Annotated in this window: 9 protein-coding genes; 2 read left to right on the top strand and 7 right to left on the bottom strand. The window is 72.5% G+C overall.

What is annotated here, in order from left to right:
• Positions 1-172: 172 nt before the first annotated feature.
• From LCD35_RS05260 to LCD35_RS05250, 3 genes are all read right to left on the bottom strand, one after another.
• Positions 173-1384 (bottom strand): SPFH domain-containing protein, encoded by a 1212-nt coding sequence (locus LCD35_RS05260; protein ID WP_224957455.1) that lies wholly within the window; start codon positions 1382-1384, stop codon positions 173-175.
• A gap of 13 nt (positions 1385-1397) precedes the next feature.
• Positions 1398-1826, bottom strand: a complete 429-nt coding sequence (locus LCD35_RS05255) for an NfeD family protein (RefSeq protein WP_224966122.1) — start codon at positions 1824-1826, stop codon at positions 1398-1400.
• A gap of 125 nt (positions 1827-1951) precedes the next feature.
• Positions 1952-2758 (bottom strand): DUF3097 domain-containing protein, encoded by an 807-nt coding sequence (locus tag LCD35_RS05250; RefSeq protein ID WP_224957452.1) that lies wholly within the window; start codon positions 2756-2758, stop codon positions 1952-1954.
• A 139-nt stretch (positions 2759-2897) separates the two neighbouring features.
• On the opposite strand from LCD35_RS05250, the gene LCD35_RS05245 reads away from it, so the two are divergent.
• Complete coding sequence (locus LCD35_RS05245) at positions 2898-3671, top strand: hypothetical protein (protein ID WP_224957450.1); 774 nt, start codon at positions 2898-2900, stop codon at positions 3669-3671.
• 1 nt (position 3672) lies between these two features.
• Here LCD35_RS05245 and LCD35_RS05240 read toward each other — a convergent pair whose 3' ends face one another.
• Positions 3673-4497 carry an oxygenase MpaB family protein gene (locus LCD35_RS05240; RefSeq protein WP_224966124.1) on the bottom strand — a complete coding sequence of 275 codons (825 nt, stop codon included), beginning with the start codon at positions 4495-4497 and terminating at the stop codon, positions 3673-3675.
• Between the two features lie 149 nt (positions 4498-4646).
• On the opposite strand from LCD35_RS05240, the gene LCD35_RS05235 reads away from it, so the two are divergent.
• Positions 4647-5270 carry a TetR/AcrR family transcriptional regulator gene (locus LCD35_RS05235; RefSeq protein WP_225043786.1) on the top strand — a complete coding sequence of 208 codons (624 nt, stop codon included), beginning with the start codon at positions 4647-4649 and terminating at the stop codon, positions 5268-5270.
• A 61-nt stretch (positions 5271-5331) separates the two neighbouring features.
• Here LCD35_RS05235 and LCD35_RS05230 read toward each other — a convergent pair whose 3' ends face one another.
• From LCD35_RS05230 to fabG, 3 genes are all read right to left on the bottom strand, one after another.
• Positions 5332-6354 carry a ferrochelatase gene (locus LCD35_RS05230; RefSeq protein WP_224966125.1) on the bottom strand — a complete coding sequence of 341 codons (1023 nt, stop codon included), beginning with the start codon at positions 6352-6354 and terminating at the stop codon, positions 5332-5334.
• Between the two features lie 180 nt (positions 6355-6534).
• Positions 6535-7302: an enoyl-ACP reductase FabI gene (gene fabI, locus LCD35_RS05225; RefSeq protein ID WP_224957442.1), complete on the bottom strand. Its 768-nt coding sequence runs from the start codon at positions 7300-7302 to the stop codon at positions 6535-6537.
• A gap of 70 nt (positions 7303-7372) precedes the next feature.
• A complete protein-coding gene (gene fabG / locus LCD35_RS05220) occupies positions 7373-8077 on the bottom strand; it encodes a 3-oxoacyl-ACP reductase FabG (RefSeq protein ID WP_224957440.1) in 705 nt (234 codons plus the stop codon).
• Positions 8078-8247 lie beyond the last annotated feature (170 nt).

Raw genomic sequence — 8247 nt, 5'->3', positions numbered from 1 at the left:
CTCGCCACCCCCCCCTTTTTTTTGTGTTGTTTTTTTTTTTTATTATAATTCTTTTTTTTTCCGCCCCCCCCCCCCCCCCCCAACCAAAAACCCCCCCCCCCCCCCCCCGGGGGCGGGCCCCCCCCCCCCCCACTTCGCTCGTTTCCGGGCCTCTGCCCGGGTCAGAACCCGATCAGGCCGGGGAACCGCCACCCACCGGGGGCTCGCCGAGCGCCCCGGTCTCCCCCAGCGCCTGCGTGGCCTTCGGACCCGACAACGCGGCACCACCGGAGGGCATCCCCGCCGCGGCGCTCGGCACCTCCTTGCGTGCCACCTCCTCCGCGGCGCGCACGGCCTCGGCGACCTCCGGGTTCGACGAGGTGTCGAACCACGCGGCCACCGACTCCTCCTCGTCCTCCGGGCTGCCCGCCGGCGGCTCCTCCTTCGGGGGCTCGTAGCGGAACGTCCCGTCCTCGCCGGGCGCACCGAGCATCCGGGCGAAGCCCTCCAAGGACTTGTTGAAGTCGCTGGGCACCACCCACACCTTGTTCGCGTCGCCCTGCGCCATCTGCGGCAGGGTCTGCAGGTACTGGTAGGCCAGCAGCTCCGGCGTGGGCTTGCCCCGCTTCACCGCGGCGAAGACCTTCTCGATCGCCTTCGCCTGGCCCTGCGCCTGCAGGTAGCGGCTGGCCCGCTCACCCTGGGCGCGCAGGATGCTGGACTGGCGCTCGCCCTCCGCGTCCAGGATCGACGCCTGCTTCGCGCCCTCGGCCGCGAGGATCTGGGACTGCTTCTGGCCTTCCGCGGTCTTGATGGCGGACTCGCGCGCGCCCTCCGCGTTCAGGATCATCGCGCGCTTCTCCCGGTCGGCGCGCATCTGCTTCTCCATCGAGTCCTTGATGGACGGCGGCGGGTCGATCGCCTTGAGCTCGACCCGCGCCACGCGGATGCCCCAGCGCCCGGTCTCCTGGTCCAGCACGCCGCGCAGCTGCGTGTTGATCTGGTCCCGGGAGGTCAGCGTCTCCTCCAGGCTCATGCCGCCGACCACGTTGCGCAGCGTCGTCGTGGTCAGCTGCTCCACACCGACGATGTAGTTGGAGATCTCGTAGACCGCCGAACGCGAGTCGGTGACCTGGAAGTACACCACGGTGTCGATCGACACCGTCAGGTTGTCCTGGGTGATCACCGGCTGCGGCGGGAAGGAGACCACCTGCTCGCGCAGGTCGATCTTCGCCCGCACCCGGTCCAGGAACGGCATCAGGAAGTTCAGCCCGGGCGCGGCGACGGTGCGGAACCGGCCCAGCCGTTCGACCACCGAGGCCTGCGCCTGCGGCACCACGAGGACGGACTTGGCCACCACCACGATCACCAGCAGCACCACCACCGCCAGCACGATCAATTCCACTGCACCCTCCAGTTCACGGTTGTGCCGCGACGATGGCGGTGGCCCCGGAGATCTCCGTGACCAGCACCGTTGAATCGGCTTCGAAGACGTCGGCCTCAGCGCACGCGCGGGCCGACCACACGTCCCCGTCGATGCGGACCCGGCCGCCCTGGTGGTCGACGGTGGCGACCACGACGGCGTGCTTGCCGACCAGGGCGTCCACGTTGGTCTTCAGCTCGCGGCCGGCGAGGAAGCGGCGCTTCAACGCCGGACGCGCCCCCAGCACCAGTCCCCCGGCCAGCGCGGCGAACACCACGGCCGCCAGCCACGTCGGCGCTCCGGCCAGGACCACCAGCGCGGTCCCCAGCGCGGCGAGGCCGAGCATCACGAGGACGAACTCCCCGGACAGCACCTCGGCCGCCACCAGGATCACACCGATGATCAACCACACGACGGGGGCCATGCACCCATCGTGGCAGAGCACAAGCGTTCTGTGGGGTTATTTCGGCCAACGTGACCGGCTCGCGGTGCTCGGGTGGTGGGGGGCCGGCGTTCCACCGTGGACGCCCGGGCAGGCCCGGAACGGGGTCAGGATTCGGTGACGAAGTCGATCAGCCGCTCGACGGCGCCGATCAGCGGGGCCTCCAGGTCGCGGAAGCCCTCGACCGCGCCGAGCACGCGGCGCCAGCCCTCGGCCGGTTCGCCCCAGCCCAGCTCGGCGCAGACGCCTTCCTTCCAGTCCTGCCCGCGCGGCACCCGCGGCCAGGCCGCGATGCCCAGGGACGCGGGTTTGACCGCCTCCCACACGTCGACGAAGGGGTGTCCGGTGATGAGCACGTGCGGGTCGTCGATCCCGGCGACGAGCCGGGACTCCTTGCTGCCCTCGACGAGGTGGTCCACCAGCACCCCGACCCGGTGACCGGCGCGGGGGCGGAACTCGCCGAGCAACCCGGGCAGGTCGTCCACGCCGTGCAGCGGCTCCACCACGACGCCTTCGACGCGCAGGTCGTGGCCCCAGACGCGTTCGACGAGCTCGGCGTCGTGCAGGCCTTCCACCCAGATGCGGCTGCCCCGAGCCTCCCGGGCGCGCAGCCCGTCGACGTGCACCGACCCGGACGCGGAGGTGCGGGTCGCGGCTGGGTCGGTGGCGGGCACCGGGACGAGGGTGACCGGGCGCCCCTCCAGCAGGAACGCGGCGGGCCGCATCGGGAACAGCCGGTGGGCGCCGCGCCGGTCCTCCAGCACCGCGTTGCCCTTCTCCACGCGCACCACCGCGCCGCAGAAGCCGCTGGCCGGGTCCTCGACCACGAGCCCGGGCTCGGCGGGGACCTCGGGGATCTCGCGGCGCTTGCGACCGGAGGACAGGACGTCGTTGCCGTAGTTGACCGAACGCACGCGAAGATCCTATGCACCGTCGCGGACGCCGCGGTCGCGGCACGCCGCCCGCGACGAGGCCCACACCGCGCGGCCCCCGGGCTGATGCGCGCGGACGGGATACGTACTCTCTCTCGACGTGCCATGCCCAAGCGCAACGATGGTCGTCTGGACGTCCGCGTGGTTGCACGGTGCGACCGCCGCGGACGACGTGCTCGACGCTCTGCAGGTCTGGGGCGAATCGCAGGAAGTGCGCGCCGCCGACGACGAACTCGCCGCCCGGTTGGAACTGCCGGGCCCGCAGGACACCCCGGCCGGTCCGGCGCTGCTGCTGGCGGCGCTGCGCAAGGCCGGTGCCACCGCTGGGGAGCTGGCGCTGCCGGTCCCCGGTGACGTGCGGGGCCTGGGTTCGGCGAGCCCGTTCTCCAAGCAGGCGTTGCGCCGCGGTGAAGCGGCGGTGCTGCCGGAGGCCGGGCTGGGCCTGGTGCCCGAGCCGGTCGCCGAGGGCATCCTGCACTGGACGGTGTTCGCCGTCGGGGAGCTGCCGCCCGCCGAGCACCTGGCGATCGGGGAGGCCGAGCACGGCATGTCCTCGGCGATGCGGGAGGCCGCGAGCACGCTGATCGACCTGGACATCGCCAAGCACCGCCCCGGCGTGCGCGACGAGATCGCCTCGACGGTGGCCGACCGCCCGAAGCCGCCGTGGCCGGAGGACGTGCCGCAGCGGCCGCTGCGGATCCTGCAGCGCGCCTCCGAGGTGGAGGCGATCCTGTGGGTGGCCACCGACGACGCCCCGGGCGGAGCGCTGTCGGCGTCCGCGACGCGGGCGCGCACGGAGGCCCTGCGGCCGCTGTTCGACTCGGTCCGGGCGGCCCGGCGCGCCTCGATCGCGGAGATGGTGCGGGTGCTGGCCGACAGCGCCGGCAAGCACTGACTCACACCAGCGGAGCACCCGCCCCGATCCGGCGCCGCACGTCCCACAGGTAGTAGTTGAACGGGAACTTGCGCAGCACCGGGGGCAGCCGCCGGATGACCGCACCCATGACGCGGGTGAGCCGGTCGAAGCGGCGCTGGTCGCGGTCGGTCCAGGGCAGCCGCATCTCGTCGCGGAACCGCTGCGGCAGGAAGCCGGTGGTGATGAACCGGTTGAACCGGCCCAGCGGCGCGCGGACGTAGCGCGGCATGAAACCGAGCACCGCGATCTGGTGCAGGTAGGCGCGCACGGTGTCGTCGACGTGGACCTGGTCGAGCGCGTCGTTCCAGTACTCCTCGAAGGCGGCGCGGTCGGCGGGCCACATGTCGTCGGTGACCTGCAGGGTGGTGCCGAGGGTGGCGGAGCGCCGGTAGAGCTCGTCGATCTCGGCGTCGGTGAGCTCCCCGACGAAGATCCGGTGGACGTCCTCGATGCCGCGGTAGAGGCAGGCCGCCACCCACAGCTGCAGGTTCTTGTCGAAGGCGTTGTAGGACACCGGGCTGGTCGAGGTGGAGCGCACCTGGGCGTGGGAGCGGTTGGTGGCGCGCCGGAACAGGGCGCGTTCCTCGTCGGTGCCCATGGTGGCGACCGCGAGGTAGGTCAGCGTGGTGCGGGTGCGCTTGACGGGGTGCTTGAAGATGTTGCCGCTGTCGACCTTGCTCTCGACGACGCCGTAGCCGACGCCCGGCCGGGCCAGCTGCATGATCACGTTGGCGCCGCCGGCGAGCAGGCCGGCGCCGACGACCAGTTCGTCCTCGCGCACGCGTGATCCGGTGGGAGCTGTCATCGGTCCCTCTCCTCCGCTAGCGGGTGGCAGTGCGGGCGGCCCCGCCCGGCGAACTCTGCTCACACCCGTTAGCAGATATGGAACCGATCAGTTCCCCCCACTGTCAAGACCCGCCCGGACCCGGCCCGCGAGATGCCAAGATGGGCGGCATGGAGCCGTCTTCCCTGCGGGTGTACGGCGGTGTCGATGGCGACCACCGCAAGGCCGAGCGGCGCGTCCGGTTCCTCGAAGCGGGCCTGGACCTGATCGGCGCACCCGACGCCGACGCCACCCTCTCGGTGCGCGGCGTGTGCAAGCGGGCCGGGCTCGCCGCCCGCTACTTCTACGAGAGCTTCGCCGACCGCGAGGAGCTCACCGCCGCCGTCTACGACCAGGTCATCGACGACCTCGCCACCGGCGCGCTGGCCGCCGTCGCGGCCGCCCCGCACGACGCGGCGGCCAAGGTGCGGGCCGGGCTCGGCACCGTCATCGGCGTCGTCGGCGACGACCCGCGGCGCGGGCGACTGCTGTTCTCCACCCGCGCGGGCGCCGTGCTCGCCGAACGCAGGCAGCGCTCCACACTGCTGTTCGTCGGACTGCTCGGCGGCCAGGCCAAGGACTTCTACGGGCTGGGCGACAGCGCCGACCTGGACGTGCTCAGCCAGTTCGCCGTCGGCGGCCTCGCCCAGACCCTCACCGCCTGGCTGGACGGGGCGTTGCGCATCGACCGCGACGACCTGGTCGAGCACTGCACCCGCATCTTCCTCGCCATCGGCGCCCCCGGCCGGGACTGAGCCCGGACGCACGAGGGCCGCGGCGGTCCCACGACCACCGCGGCCCCGCGAGCGACGAACGTCAGGACGGCGAGCAGCAGCCCGGCGCGCACACCTCGCCGTTGCGACCGCAGCCGGCGGCGGGCATCAGCGACAGCTTCCGCGGCCGCACCTCGTCCACGTGCTCGGAGATCAGCTCCACGATCATCTTCGCGAACCGCGGATCGTCCCCGGCGGTCCCGGCCCGCACGAAGCCCATGCCGAGCTCGGCGGCCTTCTCCGCGGCCTCGTTGTCCAGATCCCAGATCACTTCGAGGTGGTCGGAGACGAACCCGATCGGGCTCACCACCACCGAGGCGACGCCCTTGGCGTGCAGGTCCTCGACGTGGTCCACCACGTCCGGCTCCAGCCACGGCACCTGCGGCGGGCCGGACCGGGACTGCCACACCACGTCGTAGGCCTCCACCCCGGCCTCCTCGGCGACGAGCCGGGCGCACTCGGCGACCTGCCGGGAGTACCACTCGGGGCGGCCGTCCGGGCCGGGCATCGAATCGGCGCGCACCGGCACCGAGTGCGCGGTGAACACCAGCCGGGCCTGCGGATCGCCGAGCTCGGCGTAGGCGCGGCGGACCGCGTCGGCGTTTGCCGCCACGAACAGCGGGTGGTCGAAGAACTGGCGCAGCTTCACCAGGTCCGGGGCCTGCTCCCCCACCGCGTCGCGGGCCCGGGCGATGTCCTCGTGGTACTGCTTGCAACCCGAGTAGCCACCCCACGCGGAGGTGGCGAACACCAGCGCGTTGCGCACGCCGTCCTCGGCCATCCGCGCCACGGTGTCCTCGATCATCGGGTGCCAGTTGCGGTTGCCCCAGTACACCGGCAGGTCGCGGCCCTCGGCGCGCAGCTGCTCCTGCAACCCGGCCATGATCTCGCGGTTGAGCCGGTTGATCGGCGAGACCCCGTCGAAGTGGTGGTAGTGCTCGGCGACCTCGTCGAGCCGCTCCGGCGGCACGCCTCTGCCCCGGGTGACGTTCTCCAGGAACGGCCGGACGTCCTCCGGGCCCTCCGGTCCACCGAACGACAGGAACAGCAGCGCATCGAAACTCACCCGACCATGATGGCCCGCCGCCGAACGGGCCGCTCACGGGGGGGTGGGGGGGGGGGGGGGGGGGGGGCCCCCCCCCCCCACCCCCCCCACCCCCCCCCCCCGGGCGCCCCCCCCGCCCCCGCGGGCGGGGGGGGGGGGGGGGGGGGCGGGGGCGCCGCCCCCCCCCCCCCCCACGGGAGATCACGCGCCGAGCGCGGAGAACCCGCCGTCCACCATGATCATGGAGCCGGTGGTCTTGGGCAGCCAGTCCGACAGCACCGCGCAGATCGACTGCGCCACCGGGGTCGGGTCGTTGACGTCCCAGCCCAGCGGAGCCCGCTCGCCCCAGGTCTCCTCCAACCCGGAGAAGCCGGGGATGGACTTCGCGGCCATCGTGCGCACCGGGCCCGCCGACACCAGGTTCACCCGGATGCCCCGCGGACCGAGCTCGCGGGCCAGGTAGCGGCTGGTCGACTCCAGCGCCGCCTTCGCCACGCCCATCCAGTCGTAGGCCGGCCAGGCGACGCGCGCGTCGAAGTCCATGCCCACGATCGACGAACCCGCCGACAGCAGCGGCAGCGTCGCGGTGGTCAGCGACTTCAGCGAGTACGCCGAGATCTCCACCGCCGTGGACACGTCCTCCCACGGCGCGTCCAGGAAGTCACCGCCGAGGCAGGACGCCGGCGCGAACCCGATCGAGTGAAGCACGCCGTCGAGGCCGTCGACGTGCTCGCGCACCCGGTCGGCCAGGCTGTCGCGGTGCTCGGCGTTGGTCACGTCCAGCTCCAGCACCGGCGCGGGCTTCGGCAACCGGCCCGCGATGCGCTCCACCAGGCTCATCCGGCCGAACCCGGTGAGCACCACTTCCGCGCCCTGCTCCTGCGCCATCTTGGCCGCGTGGAACGCGATCGACGCGTCGGTGATCACGCCGGTGATCAGGATGCGCTTGCCTTCGAGCAATCCGCTCACGAACTTCCTCCGCTGTGCTTGCTTGGGCCCGCCACGCGGCGGGCCGGTGGAAAACCGGGCCGGAACCCGCTCAGTGCCCCATGCCCAGGCCGCCGTCGACCGGGATCACGGCGCCGGTGACGTAGGCGGCCGCGTCCGAGGCCAGCCACGCCACCGTGCTCGCGACCTCCTCCGGTTCCGCGAACCGGGCCAGCGGCACCTGGGCGAAGATCTCCTTCTTGCGCTCCTCGGAGAGCGCGTCGGTCATGTCGGTGGTGACGAACCCGGGGGCGACCACGTTCGCGGTGATCGACCGCGACCCCAACTCGCGGGCGATGGAGCGCGCCAGGCCGACCAGACCCGCCTTGCTCGCCGCGTAGTTCGCCTGACCGGCCCCGCCGGAAAGACCCACCACGGAGGACACGAACACCATCCGGCCGCGCTTGAGCCGCAGCATGCTGCTCGCCGCCCGCTTCGCCACCCGGTACGAACCGGCGAGGTTCGCGTCCAGCACCCGGCCGAACTGCTCCTCCCCCATGCGCAGCAGCAGCCCGTCGTCGGTGATCCCGGCGTTGGACACCAGCACCTCGACGCGGCCCTGCGCGGCCTCCACCTCGTCGAAGGCCGCCGAGACCTGCTCGGCGTCGGTGACGTCGCACTGCACGCCGCGCAGCCCGTCCGGAGCGCCCGAGCCGCGGTGGGTGACCGCCACCTCGTCGCCCGCCGCCTGGAACGCGCGGGCGATGGCCAACCCGATGCCGCGGTTGCCTCCGGTCACCAGAACGGACCGTCCCACTGTGGATCTCCTCCCGAAAAGCCCTGCGCGGTGAACGCCCGCGCCTCGACGGCCGAGTCCGTTCACCTGAACAGCCGCGACATTATCGGTTCACCGGTACCGGCCTCCCATCCGCTCCGAACAGAAATCGATCGCCAGAGCGGTGGCGCGCCGACAGTGGACACCGCCTT

This window comes from Saccharopolyspora sp. 6V, assembly GCF_020176785.1.
GTDB classification, from domain to species: Bacteria; Actinomycetota; Actinomycetes; order Mycobacteriales; family Pseudonocardiaceae; genus Saccharopolyspora_C; species Saccharopolyspora_C gregorii.
Note: the sequence above shows the minus strand (reverse complement) of the source record. Positions and strands in the feature narration are given on the sequence as shown.